Raw genomic sequence first — 16,084 nt, 5'->3', positions numbered from 1 at the left:
TCTCTTCGGGGACCCGGGTGGCCCGGGGCCTACGGTGGCCCGAGTCTTGGGTGGCCGCACTGTTCAGGGGCCGAGCGTTCAGGTGTTCCGAGTATTCAGTGACGCCACGGGCGTTCAGCGACGCCGGGCGTGAAGTCTCCACGGCCTCAGTGACCATGACCTCGGACGCTCGGACGCTCGGACGCTCGGACGCTCGGACGCTTGGACGCTTGGACGCTTGGACGCTTGGACGCTTGGACGCTTGGACGCTTGCCCGGACCTCAGACGAAGTACATTTCCACCTGGAGGAAGCGCTGGGCCTCGGCGACCGCGGCCTCGAACGCTTCTTGCTCCGTGGGGGACTTCCTCGGCTCACGAGGATGCCATTCATGCGGCGCAGAGTGCACCTGGGTGAATCCGCCCCCCGGCGGGGCATAGAAAATGCCGAACCGTTGCACGGGCCACTCCGGGGAGGTCTCGGGCGCCACCAGTAGGGCGGAGTCGGAGGCCGGGTTGTACCACTGGGCAATCGGGCGGCGCCGGTCTTCGGTGAACAGGCCTGCCGCGTACATGGCTGCCGACTGCGGGCTGGTCTGACTGCACAGGCGATCCCACCACAGGGGCAGGATTCCGGTGTCGCACCGCTGCCACGTGGCGGGGAGGGGCTGAGGTTCCTGCCAATCGGGCATGAAACAACTTTATCTCCCGCCACGGGCGCCGAACAGAGTGCCACTGTGCCCAGCCTTGGGCCGGAAGAATGAGCATGTCCCGTGCCTGCAGCTGCACCCTGGGCGCGCCGTGGGACATGCCCAGCGCTGGCCCTAACGGGTGGACATAGTGCCCGTATGCCCACCCTCCGGCGCGAAGAATGAGCATGTCCTGCGGGCGGGCACGAATAATGGGCATGTCCCGGGGTGGGGCTTGAAGGATGGGCATGTCCCGCCGGGTGGGGCCTGAAGGATGGGCATGTCCCGCCGGGCGGGCACGAAGGATGAGCATGCCCCCGGGCGCGCACGACTAATGGGCATGTCCCATCGGGGGCGTCTGTAGCGCGGGGTGGCCGGGGGTCATGCTCAGTGCTGGCCCTGGCGCGTGGACATAGTGCCCCTATGCCCGCTCCCGGGCGTGAATAATGGGCATGTCCCTCAGGGGTGGGCACGAAGAATGGGCATGTCCCGCGAGGGTAGGGCACGAAGAATGGGCATGTTCCCTCGGAGCAGGCGCGGGCCTACTGAATCGGCGGCACCGTGCTGGGGCGGACGATCAGCCACAGGGCTGCGGCGGCCATCAGGATGCAGGCGGCCTGGACGGCGCCCATGGGGGTTGCGGAGCTGACGCCGAGCCAGCCGACCACCGGGGAGATCAGGCCGGCCATCATGAACGTCGCCGCGCCAAGCAAGGAGGCGGCTGTTCCGGCCTGGGCCCCATGTTTGGCCAGTGCCAGCACCTGCACGGTGGGGAAGGTGAAACCGGCACCGAGTATGTAGAACCACAGGGGCACCAGGACGCCCCACAGGCCGAAGCCCAGCTGGTCGAAGATGACAATCAGCACGGCCATAAGGAACATCCAGGCCGTGGAGCAGGCCAGGATCCACTGCGGCGGCACGCGCCTGACGATCCTTGCGCTGGTCTGGACGCCGGCCACGATGCCGAGGGAGTTGATGCCGAAGAGCAGCCCGTATTGCTGGGGCGTGAAGCCGTAGACATTCTGGAACAGGAACGGCGACGCGGACAGATAGGTGAAGAGGCCCGCGAAGTTCATGCCGCCCACCAGCAGCAGGCCCACGAAGATCCGGTCGGAGAACAGCACTTTGTAGCGCTGGCGCGCGGTCAGCCCGGTCTTTCCGCGCAGCTCCGGCGGCAGAGTTTCGCGGATCACGAACAAGGCCGCGATGATGACGCACGTTCCATAGGCCGCCAGGAACAAGAAGATGCCCGGCCACGGCATCAGCAACAGCAGCTGTGAGCCGATGACCGGGGCGAGGATCGGGGCCAGGCCGTTGACGAGGGCCATGCGCGAAAACATCCGCACCATCGCGTAGCCGCTGAACAGGTCGCGGACCATGGCCATGGCAACAACACCGCCGCCTGCGGCCCCGACGCCCATGAGCACACGGAAGAGGCCCAGCGTGGCGATATCCGTGGACTGGGCGGCGCCCAGGGAAGCTGTGATGTGCACCGCCGTCGCCAGAATCAGTGGCATCCGCCGGCCAAACTTATCGCTCAGCGGCCCCACCACGAGCTGTCCCAGCGCGAACCCTAGGGTGGTGCCGGTCAGCGTCAGCTGCACGGCCGCCGCGGAAACACCAAGGTTCTCCTCCAACGCCGGAAACGCGGGCAGGTAAAGGTCCACCGTGAACGGCCCAAGGGCAGTCAAAGCGCCCAGCGTCAGGATGTAGAGAAATTTGCGACGGCGACTCAGGGAATCACCGGGATTGGGGGGTGTGCTCACAGAGGTCCATCCTAGGGCCCGCCGAGACGGCCGGCGGGTGGTTGCGCGGGCGCGCCACGCCTTGCCCGAAAAGGCCCCCCAAGAGCCGAAATGATAGTTTTGACCCCGGGGTCTGTGCGAAGCTGTCCAGACCCGGCAAGCCCGCGGGAGCGGAACGACGGATGGCACCAGTTAGGCAGGACCGATGAGCGGACGTCACAGCGGCGGGACAGGCGGCGGGCTGCGCATTTCCGCGTTGCCGAAAACCCTGAAGATGATCTTCAAACTCGCGCCCCGGCAGCTCAATGACGAGATTGCTCTGGCCAAAGCCGAAATCAAGCGCAAGGGGATCCAGCTCGGCGTTGCCGGCGCCTTCTTGGCCGTCGCCCTGATCTTTGTCGCTCTGCTGGTGATCGGACTGGTCGTTGCCGCCATCATGGGTCTGGCCACCATCATGCCGGCCTGGCTTGCCGCACTGCTGGTCTGCGCCTTCTTCCTGATCATCGCCGCGATCGGGGCGCTCATCGGCGTTAACAAGTTCAAGGCCGCCATGCCGCTGGTCCCCGAGGACACACTCCGGGGACTCAAGCACGATCTCGGCGTCGCCAAGGAAGGGTCGGCCTTCGACGCGGCCGTCCTTGACCCGAACTCGGAACAGTACAAGGCCGCAAAGGCCGCCAAGGAAGCCGCCGCCGCCAAGGCGAAGGCCGAGAAGGAAGCCAAGGCTGCCGCCAAGCCGGACTTGGGTCCAGCCCCCACCGAGGCGGAACTCCGACGCCGGCTGGATCAGCGCCGCACGCATCTCACCGGCGTGCGGGACGAACTCGGCCGGGAACTCGACGTCAAGACCCAGGCCCAGGGGCTGGTGGCCGCCACCCAGGCGCGGCTGCAGGAAAGCAAAGAGCAGCTCGAGGACAAAATCGCGGGCTTCCGCGCGGCCCGTGCCTCAGCCCGTTCCTCGGCGGGAGCGCCGACCACAGCCGCCGACGGGCAGAGCCTGGCCGGCCAGATCAAACAGCGCTGGAAGCCCCTTGCGGTGCTGGCAGCGTCGGGGGCCGCACTAGCGGTCCTCCTGCGCAAGCTGCTCAAGGGCTAGGCAGATCCCTGAACCCACACGCCAAACCGTTGCCGTCCACGGAAAGGGGGAATCGATGAAATTCATCGGCGCTGGTGCCCGCCCCGGGCAGCCCCTCGTCCACCGCGACGCGGTCTTCACGGTTCCCAACATCCTGACCGTGGTGCGCTTCCTGGGTGTTCCCCTCTTCATTTGGCTCGTCCTCGCGGAGCAGGAGTACGGCTACGCTGCCCTCGTGCTCGCTGTCATGGCCAGCACCGACTGGGTGGACGGCTACATTGCCCGCCGCTTCAATCAGATGTCCAACCTTGGCCGGGTCATGGACCCCATTGCCGACAGGCTGTCGCTGATCGCCGTCGCCGTGACCCTCGTGATCGCCGGCGTCGTCCAGTGGTGGTATCTCGCCGCGTTGCTGGTCCCGGATGCGATCCTGCTGGCCCTGTCACTGTTCTACTTCCATGGCCACCCGGACCTGCCCGTGAGCCGCATCGGAAAGATCCGCACGGGTCTGCTGCTGGTGGGCACGCCGCTGCTGGTGCTGTCCAAACTCCCGGTGCCGGCCGCCGAGGTTTACGCCACGGTCGCCTGGATCTTCCTGGGCCTCGGCCTGGTGGGACACTGGATCGCGGCCTACAACTACGTCTGGGCCATCATCGGCAAGGGCAGGGAACTGCGGACGCACGACGGCGGCTCCGACTGATGGTCTGGCTTGCGGTTTTGCTTGCGGTACTTGGCGCCTTCTGCCTGGCCTTCGGCGCCCAGCGCCAGGGGAGCGCGGTCAAGGCCGACACCGGCGGCCTGGCGCTGAGCACTCATGGGTTGCTGCGGCTTGTGCGCAATCCGCGCTGGGTCTTTGGGTTCCTGCTGCTCTGCGTCGGTATGGCGATGAACGCCGTCGCCCTCGTCATGGCGCCCTTGACGGTGGTGCAGCCGATTGGCGCGATCGCCCTGGTCATCACCACCGTGGTCAATACCAAGGACCAGGGCCTGAGCATGAACCGGGCCACCATCGTCGCCATCTCAGCCTGCGTGACCGGCTCAGCAATGTTCGTGGTGCTGGCCGTCAACGTGACCCAGGAAAACCACAATGTGAGTAGCGAGGACGAGTTGACCATCGTCCTGCTCCTGGCCCTGGCGGTGGGGCTCTTCGGCACGCTCGCCCTCCTGTTCAAGCACCGCATGAGCGCCTTCGTCTACATCCTGGGCGCAGGGGTTCTCTTCGGCTTCGTAGCGGTCCTGACCCGCATCATCGGCAGGCATCTGCTGGACCCGAACGGATTGTTCCTGCTGAATGTGCCGTGGTACAGCCTTGTGGCGATCGTTGCTGCCGGCGTTCTGGGATCGTGGTTTGTGCAGAACGCCTATTCCGGCGGACCGCCGGACCTCGTGATCGCCGGGTTGACCGTGATCGACCCCATTGTGGGCATCGCAATCGGCATCGTCATATTGGGAGAACTGCGTCCCGACGTACAACCCGTTATGGCCATTGCCATGGGGACGGCGGCATCCCTTGCTATCGTGGGAGTAATAGCCCTTTCCAGGCACCACCCGGAAGTCACCAAGCGCAAGAAGGAAGCGCGGAAGGCTGCGGGCAGGTCCTAGGGCGTCCGTCCAGACTTAGGCTACAGGCCCGGTGCGCCTGCACCGACCGCCAGCCGGCCACCTTTGATCCAGCTGCCCGCCAGCGACCACCAGGAGCTCTTCACGTGACCATGTCCGACAACCAGCCTCCGCTGACCATCCTGATTGCCGCTGACACGTACCCGCCCCACGTCAACGGGGCCGCCCAGTTCGGCTACCGTCTCGCTAAGGGGATGACAGCCCGCGGACACAATGTGCACGTACTGGCATGCCGCCCGGGCAAGGGCCCGAGCTTCACCGAGTTCAGCGAAGAGGCCACCGTGCACCGCTTGCGCTCCCACTCCGTGCCGACGCACGAGTACTTCCGGATCACCTTCCCCTGGGAGATCAAGAAGGAAATCGCTCTCTTGTTCGACCGCATCCAACCGGACGTGGTGCACATCCAGAGCCACTACATGATCGGCGAGCACGTCCTGTACGAGGCCGTGAAGCGCGGCATCCGCGTGGTGGCGACGAATCATTTCATGCCGGAAAACCTGAACCCGTTCCTGCCGTTCCCGCAGTGGTTCAAAGACATCATCGGCCGGATCTCCTGGCGGGACATGGGAAAGGTCATGAGCCAGGCGGACGTTGTGACCACGCCCACACCGCTCGCTGCCAGGGCCATGCACCAGCACGCCTTCCTCCGCAAGGTCCTGCCTCTCTCCAACGGCATCGACGCCGCCGCCTACGAGCTGCGTCCCGACGAAACGATTGAACGCCACGCCAGCCCCACTGCGCTTTTCGTCGGCCGGCTGGCCGAGGAAAAGCACGTGGACGTGCTGATCGACGCCGTCGCCAAGACGCCCAAAGACCTGGACATCCATCTGGAGATCGTCGGCGGCGGCGAGGTGCGCCCGGCCCTCGAAGCCCAGGTCGCCCGGCTCGGGCTGACAGACCGGGTCAAGTTCCTCGGCCTGGCCAGCGACGCCGAACTCCGCGAGGCGTACATCGCGGCGGATGTGTTCTGCATGCCCGGTACGGCGGAACTTCAGTCCCTCGTGACTCTGGAGGCGATGTCGGCGTCGACCCCCGTCCTGCTGGCCGACGCCATGGCGCTGCCTCACTTGGTGCGCGAAGGTGAGAACGGCTACCTCTTTACCCCCAACGACAGCGATGATCTCGCCGCCAAGCTGGCGCGCGTGCTCTCGCTGCCCGAGGACCAGCTTGAGGCGATGGGGAAGATCAGCCGCGAAATGGTAGAGAGCCACGGCATCGAGCGGACGCTGCAAACGTTCGAAGACATCTACCGGGGCGCCAGCTACGACGACCTGGTCGTCTAGGCAGGCTGCATCTGCTCTGCCGGTGCCCCGTCTCGCTGTGTCCTCCGGCCTAGCAGTGTCTTCCGGCCTCGTCCTGCTCCAGCTGAGTCAAGTCCCGGCGCAGGCCGGCCATGGCCGGCGGAGACGTCGGGCATCAGCAGGCCGCCAGCCGCAGTGGTGGCCTGCACGTGGGTTGCGTCTACTATTGCTAGAGTGTTTTTGCCCGGAAGCAGTCCGGCCCCCACGGGTCCGGCCTGGCTCCGGGCGCAAGGGGCTATAGCTCAGCTGGTTAGAGCGCGGGACTCATAATCCTAAGGTCCTCGGTTCAAGTCCGAGTAGCCCTACATTTGTGCGGATACCTCCTCTCCGGGTCCGCACCCACGGGAGCCGTGGCTGACGTCCGACGTCGGCCGCGGCTCCCTTTGCGTGGCGCCGCTGCTTGCGGCGGTCCCCGAACTGCGGTAAGTTACTGGTGAGTAACATAGCGCAGGCGCGAAGCCCGTGTCCTTTTGGTCGCTGCTGATCACGAGTGAAGGAACATCATGTCCAAAGCTGGAATCGACATCCACAACCTGCCCTACGCCGACGGTGACTTCTTCGCCTTCGAGCAGCTTCTCAGTGCGAAGGAGCGGGACAGGCTGGCCGAAGTTCGCGAGTTCCTCGCCCGCGAGGTCAAGCCGATCGCCGTCGATTGCTGGAACCGCGCCGAGTTCCCCATGGGCCTGATCCCGAAGCTCGCCGAAATCGACCTCGTCAGCCCGGTCAAGCGGCAGGGCTACTCGAACCTCTTCGCAGGAATCCTGCATGCCGAGGCCACCCGCGCGGACACGTCGATCGCGACGTTCATGGGCGTCCATGACGGGTTGTTCACCGGCTCCATCGAAGCCCTTGCCTCGCAGGAACAGCAAGATGCATGGCTTCCGGACATCTACTCCCTCAAGAAGATCGGCGCCTTCGGCCTGACCGAACCGCTCGGCGGCTCCGACGTCGCCGGCGGCACCCGCACCACAGCCCGGCGAGAGGGTGACCGCTGGATCCTCAACGGCGCCAAGCGCTGGATCGGCAACGCCACTTTCTCCGATTGGGTGGTCATCTACGCCCGGGACGTCGACGACAACCAGGTCAAAGGATTCCTCGTTGACACCAAGACCGAGGGGTATCGCGCCACGAAGATCGAGAACAAGATCTCGCTGCGCACGGTTCAGAACGCCGACATCACCCTCGACAACGTGGTGGTGCCGGACTTCTTCAAACTCGCCAACGCCAACAGCTTCCGCGACACCAACAAAGTCCTCAAGGTCACCCGCCTCGCCGTGGCCTGGCAGGCGGTGGGGCAGCAGCTTGCGGCCTTCGACGTCGCCCGGCGCTACGCCGTTGAGCGCACCCAGTTCGGCCGCCCGATTGCCTCGTTCCAGCTGATTCAGAACCAGCTCGTGCAGATCCTTGGCAATGCCGTCAGCTCCATGGGCATGATGGTCCGGCTTTCCCAGCTGGAGGACTCCGGCGAGGCCAAAGACGAGCAGTCCGCACTGGCCAAGGCGTTCACCACCGCGCGCATGCGTGAAAGTGTGGCCCTGGGCCGGAGCATCCTCGGCGGCAACGGAATCGTGACGGACTTCGAGATGGCGAAAGTGTTTGCCGACGCCGAGGCGATTTACTCCTATGAAGGTACGCACGAAATCAATACCCTCGTGACCGGCCGCGCGATTACCGGAATTTCCGCGATCGTCTAAGGCACCCTGGCTCGGCGTCGGCACCGGGCAACCGGTACCGGGCACCCTGCAGCGTACAACCGGCGCCCGCCCGCCTGCCCCTCACCCGGGGCCGGTCACCAGGGGCGGGAGCAGGACTGAGGGCCTCAGATCCATTACGAAGGCCAGCGGGTTCACGTAGTCTTCGCCTCGGCGGACGCCCCAATGGAGGCAGGGCGGCGCAGGACCGCAGTGGCCGATCTGCACGCGGCCCAGGATGTCGCCCTTGGCCACCGCGGCCCCCGCCGTCAGGGCGCTGGCCACCGGTTCGAAACTGCTGCGCAGCCCGTTGCCGTGATCGATGGTGATGACCGGCCGGTCCACCACGACTCCGACAAAGCTCACCGTCCCGGCCTCCGGTGAGAACATCGGGGCGCCGTCGTATGCCGCCTCAATGTCGACCCCGCGGTGACCGCTGAGCCACGGCTTTGCCGGGGGATCGAAGCCGCGTAGAACAGCCGGCCGCGGACTGAGCGGCCAGTCCCAGGTGGGTGCCGGGACAGCCGGTGCCCCCGGGGAGCCCCGGACACTGGACATCGAAACCTCGGGACCGGCGGGGCCCGACCCGGCGGCGACGAAAGCCTCGGGTGCAGGACGCTGGGGGACCGGAACCGTGAGCGCCGTGGGCAGTGCCAGGAGCAAAGCCGTCAGGCCGATGGCGATCTTCATGCCTCCAGCCTGCCGCGGCAGCTCGCCGGGCGGAATCGTCCTCGGCTGCTATGTGGAAAAGCGCGAGCGTCGCCCGGGCGCCAGTTTGGCGGGCGCCGGGCGGGGCTTGGGCCGCCGGTGCCCGTCGGCCCCGAGCCGGTGCCCGTCGGCCCCGGCCCGGCCCGGCGACTGCACGTTCCCCGGTCCACGTCCCGACCCCGGCGACTGCGCGTTCCCCGGTCCACGTCCCGACCCGGCGCCCACCTGTCCTCGTTCCGAGTCCCGGCGGGCCCCCTCCAACCCCCGGATCCCGGCCCCGCTGCCCGGCGAAAGCGGTCCTTCGGGGCGGGGCTGCTGTAGTACACTTGGTGGAGCAGTTTGCTGTGCCCTCACGCTTGTGATGATCACCGCGATAGTCACTGCGACAGTCACCGTGTTAGGCATTGTGATGGTCGTCGCGGCCGTCGTGATTGTTCAAGCCGGCACGCCTCATTCAGGGGTGCGGGGGAGCAGCAGCTGACTACGCGTATCCAGCCCTCCTCAAAAGAAGCCTCAAACTTCCGCCGCGGAGGACTGCGCCTCCTGCGGTCCGTTCCCTCCGGCACGGATGGGAAGCGCAGTGGATGCCAGGAGCAACGCCCATCCCGGGTGATTGCTAAATAACCGTCAACTATGGGCAGGGTAAGAGAGCCATGGGCTCTCTCATGAATGACCTGCCGGAAGGAGCGTCGGCATGCCCGTCGTAACTATGCGCCAGCTGCTTGACAGCGGCGTCCACTTTGGACACCAGACCCGCCGTTGGAACCCGAAGATGAAGCGCTTCATCTTCACGGAGCGCAACGGTATCTACATCATTGACCTGCAGCAGTCGCTGTCCTACATCGACCGTGCCTACGAGTTCGTGAAGGCCACCGTTGCACACGGCGGCACCGTTCTCTTCGTCGGCACCAAGAAGCAGGCGCAGGAATCCATCGCCGAGCAGGCCACCCGCGTTGGCCAGCCGTACGTCAACCAGCGTTGGCTCGGCGGTATGCTCACCAACTTCCAGACCGTCTCCAAGCGCATCCAGCGCATGAAGGAACTGGAAGAGATCGACTTCGACGACGTCGCCGGTTCCGCATACACCAAGAAGGAACTGCTGCTCCTTCGCCGCGAACTCACCAAGCTGGAAACCAACCTCGGTGGTATCCGCAACCTGACCAAGGCGCCCTCCGCGCTGTGGATCGTTGACACCAAGAAGGAACACCTTGCTGTCGACGAAGCCAAGAAGCTGAACATCCCGGTTGTGGCCATCCTGGACACCAACTGCGATCCCGACGAAGTCGACTTCCCGATCCCGGGCAACGACGACGCCATCCGCTCCGTCAACCTGCTGACCCGCGTTGTCGCCGACGCCGTTGCTGAGGGCCTCATCGCCCGTAACCAGCGCGCCACCGGCACCACGGAAGCTCCGGAAGAGCCGCTGGCCGAGTGGGAGCGCGAACTCCTCGAGGGCAACAAGGCTGAAGCTGCTGCAGCGCCCGCCGCTGAAGAAGCACCGGCTGCTGAAGAAGCTCCGGCTGCAGAGGCTGCTCCGGCCGCCGAAGAAGCACCGGCTGCTGACGAAGCCAAGTAGGCAGACAAGTAAATCTGGATCTCCCCTCACGCTGCATGCAGCTGCCTGCGGCGCAGGGGGTACCGACAGGATGGCCGCTCACTCGGTGAGCAGCCGTCCTGTCGGTCCGTACACCACATAAATTTCTAGACAGAGGGGTTCACATGGCGAACTACACTGCCGCTGATATCAAGGCTCTGCGCGAGCGCACCGGCGCCGGCATGATGGATGTCAAGAAGGCTCTTGACGAAGCCAACGGTGACGCCGAAAAGGCCATCGAAATCATCCGCATCAAGGGCCTCAAGGGCGCCACCAAGCGCGAAGGCCGCTCCACCGCTGAAGGCCTGGTTGCTGCCAAGGTCGCCAACGGCGTCGGCGTGATGATCGAAGTCAACTGCGAGACCGACTTCGTCGCCAAGGCTGACAAGTTCATCCAGCTGGCCGACAAGGTCCTGGCCGTGGCTGTCGAGTCCGGCGCCGCTGACCTCGAGACCCTGCTGGCCACCGAGGTTGACGGCAAGCCGCTGTCCGAGGTCGTCATCGAAGAGGGTGCGGTTCTAGGCGAAAAGGTTGTTGTCCGCCGTCTCTCCCGCATCGAGGGCGCTACGGTCGACGCTTACCTGCACAAGACCTCCAAGGACCTCCCGGCCCAGGTCGGCGTCCTGTTCGCTGTTGACGGCGAAGGCGAAGCAGCTGCCACCGCAGCCCACGACGTTGCCGTCCACATCGCCGCCATGGCTCCGAACTACCTCACCCGTGAGGACGTTCCGGCCGAGCTCGTCGAGTCCGAGCGCCGCATCGCCGAGGAAACCGCAAAGGCCGAGGGCAAGCCCGAGGCTGCGATGACCAAGATCGTCGAAGGCCGCGTTACCGGCTTCTACAAGGGCGAGGTCCTCGTTGACCAGGCATTCGCCAAGGATGCCAAGAAGTCCGTCGCCCAGGTCCTCGAAGAGGCCGGCGTCAAGGGAACTGCCTTCACGCGCTTCCGCGTCGGCTCCTAGTCAGACAACAGTCAGGCGCTGGTCAGACATACGTCGGACAATAGCCAGACATGCTAAGGGGGTGGTCACCACGGTGGCCACCCCTTTTGCATGCATGCACGAGGTACCCGTTTCGGCCACCGCCGGAATGCCGCCTTGGGCCCCCAGCACGATAACCTAACTCAGAGTTCACCAACGGGAAGGCACCATGGAAACCGTCACCACTTCAGCCCAGCCAAAGAAGAACAGGCGCCGCGTCCTCTTGAAGCTCTCCGGCGAGGTCTTCGGCGGCGGGAAACTGGGCGTTGACCCGGACACCGTCCGTGGCGTGGCCAAGCAGATCGCGGCCGCTGTTCCCGACGTCGAGGTCGCCATCGTCGTCGGCGGAGGCAACTTCTTCCGCGGCGCCGAACTGTCCCAGAGCGGCATGGACCGTTCCCGCGCCGACTACATGGGCATGCTCGGAACCGTCATGAACTGCCTCGCCCTCCAGGACTTCCTGGAACAGGCCGGGGTGGAAACGCGCGTGCAGAGCGCCATCACCATGGGCCAGGTCGCCGAGGCCTACATTCCCCGCCGCGCCATCCGTCACATGGAAAAGGGCCGGGTTGTCATTTTCGGTGCCGGCGCCGGCCTGCCCTACTTCTCTACGGACACCGTGGCCGCCCAGCGCGCCATGGAGGTCCACGCCGACGTCGTCCTGATGGCCAAGAGCGGCGTCGACGGCGTCTACACCGCCGACCCCAAGAAGGACCCGACGGCGGAGAAGCTCCACCGACTCAGCTACGACGACGCTCTGCGCCGCGATATCCGGGTCATGGACCAGACCGCGATGACCATGTGCAAGGACAACAAGCTCACGATGGTGGTCTTCGGCATGGAAGGCGAGGGCAACGTCACCCGCGCCATCCGCGGCGAAGACCTGGGCACCGTCGTCACCCCCTAGCAACGGCTAGGATGTTTTCAGGACCTTTCCGCTGCTAGGCGGAAAACACAGGCGCCAGGCGGAATGCACAGGCGCACAAGAAAACGTGCCGCGCCCCGGCCGCCGGGACGCACCAATTTCTGAGGAGAGACCGTGATCGAAGAAACCTTGCTCGAAGCCGGGGACAAGATGGACAAGGCAGTTGAGGTAGCCAAGGAAGACTTCGCCTCGATCCGGACCGGCCGCGCAACGCCTGGCCTGTACAACAAGGTCATCGTCGAGTACTACGGCACTCCGACGCCGCTGCAGCAGCTGGCCTCCTTCGCGGTGCCGGATGCCCGCACCATCCTCGTCACCCCGTACGACAAGACGGCCCTGCGTGACATCGAGCGCGCCCTGAGCGACTCCGAGGTGGGCGCCAACCCCTCCAACGACGGCAATGTCATCCGGATCACCATTCCGGAGCTGACCAGCGAACGGCGCAAGGAATACGTCAAGATCGTCAAGTCCAAGGGCGAGGACGCGAAGGTGTCCATCCGCAACATCCGCCGCAAGGCCAAGGAAACGCTGGACCGGCTCGTCAAGGACGGCGAAGCCGGCGAAGACGAGGGCGCCCGCGGCGAGAAGGAACTGGACGCCATGACCAAGGCGCACGTGGACGGGATTGACGAGCTGCTCAAGCGCAAGGAAGCTGAGCTGCTCGAGGTCTGATGAATCAGGCACAGGAGGCCTCCGGGCCGCGCGCCCGGAGGCGGGGGAAACCACGCGAAAACCCGACGCCCAAGGCGGGCCGGAACCTGCCCGCCGCTACCGTGGTGGGCGTTGGCATGCTCGTGTGTGTCCTCGGCGGACTGCTTTTCCTCCCGCTGGGCTTTGTCCTGATCACCATGACCTTCGCGATCTTCGGCGTCTGGGAAGTCTTCCGCGCCCTGGAGGCCGCCGGCACCCGCGTGCCGATCGTCCCGGTGATGGTCGGCACGGTGGCCATGCCCATCGCCGCCTACTTTGGCGGCCTCGAGAGCCTGCTTTTTGCCATGCTGGCCAGCAGTGTGGCGGTGCTGTTGTGGCGGACCCTTGAAGGCGCGGCCGGATCGGCGCGCAGCATCTTCGCCGGGGTCTTCACCCTGTCCTGGGTGCCGTTCATGATCAGCTTCGCCGCTCTGCTGCTGCACACTCCCGAGGGCGAGACACCGGTCGGGCTCTGGCCCGGCGGCGTGATCCCGCCCGGCGCCTGGCAGATTGCGACGCTGCTGCTCCTCGTGGTTGCCAACGACACCTTCGGCTACCTCGTGGGCGCCTCCCTCGGCAAGCATCCGATGGCTCCGAAGATCAGCCCCAAGAAGACCTGGGAAGGCTTCGCGGGTTCGATCGCGGGAGCGGTGATCATTGGCGTGCTCGCCACGGTCTTCGTACTGGGCAAGCCGTGGTGGGTCGGCGTCGTGCTTGCCGTGGGCATGGTGGCCGCCGCCACCGCCGGCGACCTCGCCGAATCCATGGTCAAGCGCGAGCTCGGCATCAAGGACATGAGCAGCATTCTTCCCGGCCACGGAGGCGTCATGGACCGCCTGGACTCGATCGTTTTCGCCTCCCCGGCAGCGTTCATTCTCTTCTCCGCCGTCGCCGGCGCATAGGCGCATCCCGGACCAGCCCTTCCGGCCCCTAGAATGGTGCCGAGCAAACCAGCCGAACGGCATCGAAGGAACAAAGTAACAGTGGACATTCAACGGCAGATTCCTGCGTCTTTTGACCGCGTGCAGGGGAACCAGTACGGCTACAACGCCAAGCAGGTCGACGATTTCCTGCAGCGCGCACGGGTGTCGTTCGAAGCTCCGACGTCGGCCGCACGCGCCATCAAGAGCGCCGACGTCCGCGCTGTCTCCTTCGACCCCGTGAAGGGCGGCTACGCCGCCTCCGGTGTGGATGCCGCGCTGGACCGGCTCGAGGACGCCCTCGCCCGGCTGGAGCGCGATGAGCTGGTGGCCGAACGCGGCGAGGAAGCCTGGCTGCGCGAAATCGGCCGGCTCGCGGGGGTCCTGCGCGGGCGCCTGCACCGCCCGGACGGCCAGCGGTTCCGGCGTCCGTCCAAGCCCAAAGCCCGCAGCTACAACACCACTGACGTTGATGACCTCTGCCACGAGCTGATCGGCTACCTCGAGGAGGACCAGCCGCTGAGCGTGGACAACGTCCGGCGTGCGGTGTTCCGCCCCGCCGTGGGCCGGGATGGCTATGAGGAAAGCCAGGTGGACGCGTTCCTGGAACGCGCCGTCGAGCTCATGGCCGCCATCGACTAACCCGCCCCGCTGGCCCGACGTCGGATCAGCGTTCCGTCGCGAGCGGCCGTTCCGGGGTGTGCAGCCGGGTCATGACGCGTGTCATGGTCCGCGGTACCCGGCCCTGCGTTGCCCGCGATACCAGCACCATGACGGCGAACGCGACAGGGACGGTCCAGGCGGCGGGCTGCGCCAGCCACGACGGCGTCGCCGCCGCGCCCAGCACCGAACCTGCCACCATCGCGCTGCCGCAGAACACCCCGCCCGTCACCATGCCCGCGATCGCCCCGGCATCCGTCAGCCCCCGCCACCAGATGCCCAGCAGCAGGACCGGGCAGATTGTGGAGGCGGTAAAGGCAAACACCAGACCCACGCTGCCGGCCAGCGCCATCGATTCGGTCATCGACGCGATCCCGAGCGGGACCAGCGCAGAGATGAGTGCGGCCAGCCGGAAGCCCCGCACACTGCCGCCAAACACGTCCTGGCTGATCACGCCCGCCAGCGAGACCACCAGGCCCGACGTCGTCGACAGGAACGCGGCAAACGCCCCGGCCACCACCAGCGCCGATAACAGGTCGCCGGCCATCCCGCCAACCACCCGGCCAGGCAACAGGAGCACCAGGGCATCGGCCTGGCCGCTTTCGGCGAGGTCGGGAGCCACGACGCGGCCGATCATGCCGTAGGCCGTGGGGAGCAGGTAGAACACCGAGAGCAGGCCCAGGACAATCAGGGTGGTCCGGCGCGCCGACTGCCCGTCCGGATTCGTGTAGAACCGGACCAGTACGTGCGGCAGCCCGAGGGTTCCAAAGAGCAGGGCCACGAGCAGCGAAATGATCTGATACGGGCCCGCGGGAGCCAGTGCCGACGGATTCACGGCGGGGGGCGCCGCGGTGGCGGTTGTACCGGTGGCGCCTCCCAGCACCAACAGGATGAACACGATGGGCACCGCCAGCGCGGTCAGCTTGAGCCAGTACTGGAAGGCCTGGACAAACGTGACGGAACGCATCCCGCCCGCCACCACGGTGATGCAGACGACGGCGACCACCGCCACGGGTCCCACCCACGCCGGCAGGCCCGTGGTGATCCGGATGGCCAGGGCCGCGCCGTGCAGCTGTGGGACGATGTAGAGCCAGCCGACCACCACCACCACCAGGCTTGTGACCCGGCGGACGGCACTCGAATCAAGACGCGCCTCCGTGAAGTCCGGAATCGTGTAGGCGCCCGAGCGGCGCAGGGGAGCGGCGACGAACAGGAGCAGCATCAGGTACCCGGCCGTGTAGCCCACCGGATACCAGAGGGCATCGGTGCCGGAAAGCAGGATGAGCCCGGCGACACCCAGGAAGCTCGCGGCCGAGAGGTACTCCCCGCCGATCGCCGAGGCGTTCCACCACGGCTTGACCGTCCGGGACGCGACGTAGAAGTCCCCGGTGGTGCGCGAGACCTTCAATCCGTAGAAACCGACAACCGCGGTGGCGAGCGTGACAGCGGCGAAGGCGGCCACTCCGACGACGGGGTTCACGTTCCGCCGGCCCGTCCCGGCAGGTGCCCA

15 protein-coding genes and 1 tRNA gene are annotated in these 16,084 nt (G+C 66.1%); 12 read left to right on the top strand and 4 right to left on the bottom strand.

Annotated features, from left to right (window positions below; all coding sequences use genetic code 11):
• Window positions 1–260: 260 nt before the first annotated feature.
• Window positions 261–668 carry a hypothetical protein gene (locus ABD243_RS07580; RefSeq protein WP_116768248.1) on the bottom strand — a complete coding sequence of 136 codons (408 nt, stop codon included), beginning with the start codon at window positions 666–668 and terminating at the stop codon, window positions 261–263.
• 539 nt (window positions 669–1,207) lie between these two features.
• Entirely contained in the window at window positions 1,208–2,431 is a 1,224-nt protein-coding gene (locus tag ABD243_RS07575; RefSeq protein WP_344363908.1) for a multidrug effflux MFS transporter, read from the bottom strand.
• Between the two features lie 184 nt (window positions 2,432–2,615).
• Here ABD243_RS07575 and ABD243_RS07570 point away from each other — a divergent pair, with 184 nt between their 5' ends.
• The 6 genes from ABD243_RS07570 (at window position 2,616) to ABD243_RS07545 (ending at window position 8,100) form a co-directional block, all read left to right on the top strand.
• Entirely contained in the window at window positions 2,616–3,506 is an 891-nt protein-coding gene (locus ABD243_RS07570) for a phage holin family protein (RefSeq protein ID WP_344363905.1), read from the top strand.
• 55 nt (window positions 3,507–3,561) lie between these two features.
• Entirely contained in the window at window positions 3,562–4,185 is a 624-nt protein-coding gene (locus ABD243_RS07565) for a CDP-alcohol phosphatidyltransferase family protein (RefSeq protein WP_116768245.1), read from the top strand.
• On the top strand, window positions 4,185–5,087 hold the full coding sequence (locus ABD243_RS07560) for a DMT family transporter (RefSeq protein ID WP_344363900.1): 903 nt from the start codon (window positions 4,185–4,187) through the stop codon (window positions 5,085–5,087). The genes ABD243_RS07565 and ABD243_RS07560 overlap by 1 nt, the downstream gene beginning before the upstream one ends.
• Before the next feature lie 110 nt (window positions 5,088–5,197).
• Complete coding sequence (locus tag ABD243_RS07555) at window positions 5,198–6,388, top strand: glycosyltransferase (RefSeq protein WP_425547161.1); 1,191 nt, start codon at window positions 5,198–5,200, stop codon at window positions 6,386–6,388.
• Window positions 6,389–6,637: 249 nt separating this feature from the next.
• Window positions 6,638–6,711 (top strand) — tRNA-Ile (locus tag ABD243_RS07550).
• Between the two features lie 198 nt (window positions 6,712–6,909).
• Window positions 6,910–8,100, top strand: a complete 1,191-nt coding sequence (locus ABD243_RS07545; RefSeq protein ID WP_344363897.1) for an acyl-CoA dehydrogenase family protein — start codon at window positions 6,910–6,912, stop codon at window positions 8,098–8,100.
• A gap of 81 nt (window positions 8,101–8,181) precedes the next feature.
• On the opposite strand, the gene ABD243_RS07540 is transcribed toward ABD243_RS07545, so the two are convergent.
• Window positions 8,182–8,787, bottom strand: coding sequence for a M23 family metallopeptidase (locus ABD243_RS07540; RefSeq protein ID WP_344363895.1), 606 nt, complete (start codon window positions 8,785–8,787; stop codon window positions 8,182–8,184).
• 712 nt (window positions 8,788–9,499) lie between these two features.
• Here ABD243_RS07540 and rpsB point away from each other — a divergent pair.
• The 6 genes from rpsB (at window position 9,500) to ABD243_RS07510 (ending at window position 14,556) form a co-directional block, all read left to right on the top strand.
• Entirely contained in the window at window positions 9,500–10,381 is an 882-nt protein-coding gene (gene rpsB / locus ABD243_RS07535) for a 30S ribosomal protein S2 (RefSeq protein ID WP_091249638.1), read from the top strand.
• Between the two features lie 143 nt (window positions 10,382–10,524).
• Window positions 10,525–11,361 (top strand): translation elongation factor Ts, encoded by an 837-nt coding sequence (gene tsf / locus ABD243_RS07530; RefSeq protein WP_116768240.1) that lies wholly within the window; start codon window positions 10,525–10,527, stop codon window positions 11,359–11,361.
• A 187-nt stretch (window positions 11,362–11,548) separates the two neighbouring features.
• Window positions 11,549–12,286 carry a UMP kinase gene (gene pyrH / locus ABD243_RS07525; protein ID WP_116768239.1) on the top strand — a complete coding sequence of 246 codons (738 nt, stop codon included), beginning with the start codon at window positions 11,549–11,551 and terminating at the stop codon, window positions 12,284–12,286.
• A gap of 132 nt (window positions 12,287–12,418) precedes the next feature.
• Window positions 12,419–12,976 (top strand): ribosome recycling factor, encoded by a 558-nt coding sequence (gene frr, locus ABD243_RS07520; protein ID WP_091249643.1) that lies wholly within the window; start codon window positions 12,419–12,421, stop codon window positions 12,974–12,976.
• The gene (locus ABD243_RS07515) at window positions 12,976–13,896 is read left to right on the top strand and encodes a phosphatidate cytidylyltransferase (protein WP_116768238.1); all 921 of its coding nucleotides are present in this window, start codon (window positions 12,976–12,978) and stop codon (window positions 13,894–13,896) included. Before frr ends, ABD243_RS07515 begins: the two co-directional genes overlap by 1 nt.
• A 33-nt stretch (window positions 13,897–13,929) precedes the next feature.
• On the top strand, window positions 13,930–14,556 hold the full coding sequence (locus tag ABD243_RS07510) for a DivIVA domain-containing protein (protein ID WP_344363891.1): 627 nt from the start codon (window positions 13,930–13,932) through the stop codon (window positions 14,554–14,556).
• A gap of 25 nt (window positions 14,557–14,581) precedes the next feature.
• Here the strand turns inward: ABD243_RS07510 and ABD243_RS07505 are convergent, their stop codons facing one another.
• Complete coding sequence (locus tag ABD243_RS07505) at window positions 14,582–16,054, bottom strand: sodium/solute symporter (protein ID WP_344363889.1); 1,473 nt, start codon at window positions 16,052–16,054, stop codon at window positions 14,582–14,584.
• Window positions 16,055–16,084: the final 30 nt, after the last annotated feature.

It is taken from the genome of Arthrobacter humicola (assembly GCF_039531445.1).
Taxonomy (GTDB): Bacteria; Actinomycetota; Actinomycetes; order Actinomycetales; family Micrococcaceae; genus Arthrobacter; species Arthrobacter humicola.
This window is presented reverse-complemented; position numbering and strand designations above follow the sequence as displayed.

What these genes read in the sequence shown, in the direction of transcription:
- ABD243_RS07545 (WP_344363897.1), top strand. Translation starts at nt 6,910, where the DNA reads ATGTCCAAAGCTGGAATCGACATCCACAACCTGCCCTACGCCGACGGT.
- ABD243_RS07510 (WP_344363891.1), top strand. Translation starts at nt 13,930, where the DNA reads ATGGTGCCGAGCAAACCAGCCGAACGGCATCGAAGGAACAAAGTAACA.
- ABD243_RS07580 (WP_116768248.1), bottom strand. Translation starts at nt 668, where the DNA reads ATGCCCGATTGGCAGGAACCTCAGCCCCTCCCCGCCACGTGGCAGCGG.
- tsf (WP_116768240.1), top strand. Translation starts at nt 10,525, where the DNA reads ATGGCGAACTACACTGCCGCTGATATCAAGGCTCTGCGCGAGCGCACC.
- ABD243_RS07565 (WP_116768245.1), top strand. Translation starts at nt 3,562, where the DNA reads ATGAAATTCATCGGCGCTGGTGCCCGCCCCGGGCAGCCCCTCGTCCAC.
- pyrH (WP_116768239.1), top strand. Translation starts at nt 11,549, where the DNA reads ATGGAAACCGTCACCACTTCAGCCCAGCCAAAGAAGAACAGGCGCCGC.
- ABD243_RS07555 (WP_425547161.1), top strand. Translation starts at nt 5,198, where the DNA reads ATGTCCGACAACCAGCCTCCGCTGACCATCCTGATTGCCGCTGACACG.
- ABD243_RS07570 (WP_344363905.1), top strand. Translation starts at nt 2,616, where the DNA reads ATGAGCGGACGTCACAGCGGCGGGACAGGCGGCGGGCTGCGCATTTCC.
- ABD243_RS07540 (WP_344363895.1), bottom strand. Translation starts at nt 8,787, where the DNA reads ATGAAGATCGCCATCGGCCTGACGGCTTTGCTCCTGGCACTGCCCACG.
- ABD243_RS07515 (WP_116768238.1), top strand. Translation starts at nt 12,976, where the DNA reads ATGAATCAGGCACAGGAGGCCTCCGGGCCGCGCGCCCGGAGGCGGGGG.
- rpsB (WP_091249638.1), top strand. Translation starts at nt 9,500, where the DNA reads ATGCCCGTCGTAACTATGCGCCAGCTGCTTGACAGCGGCGTCCACTTT.
- ABD243_RS07560 (WP_344363900.1), top strand. Translation starts at nt 4,185, where the DNA reads ATGGTCTGGCTTGCGGTTTTGCTTGCGGTACTTGGCGCCTTCTGCCTG.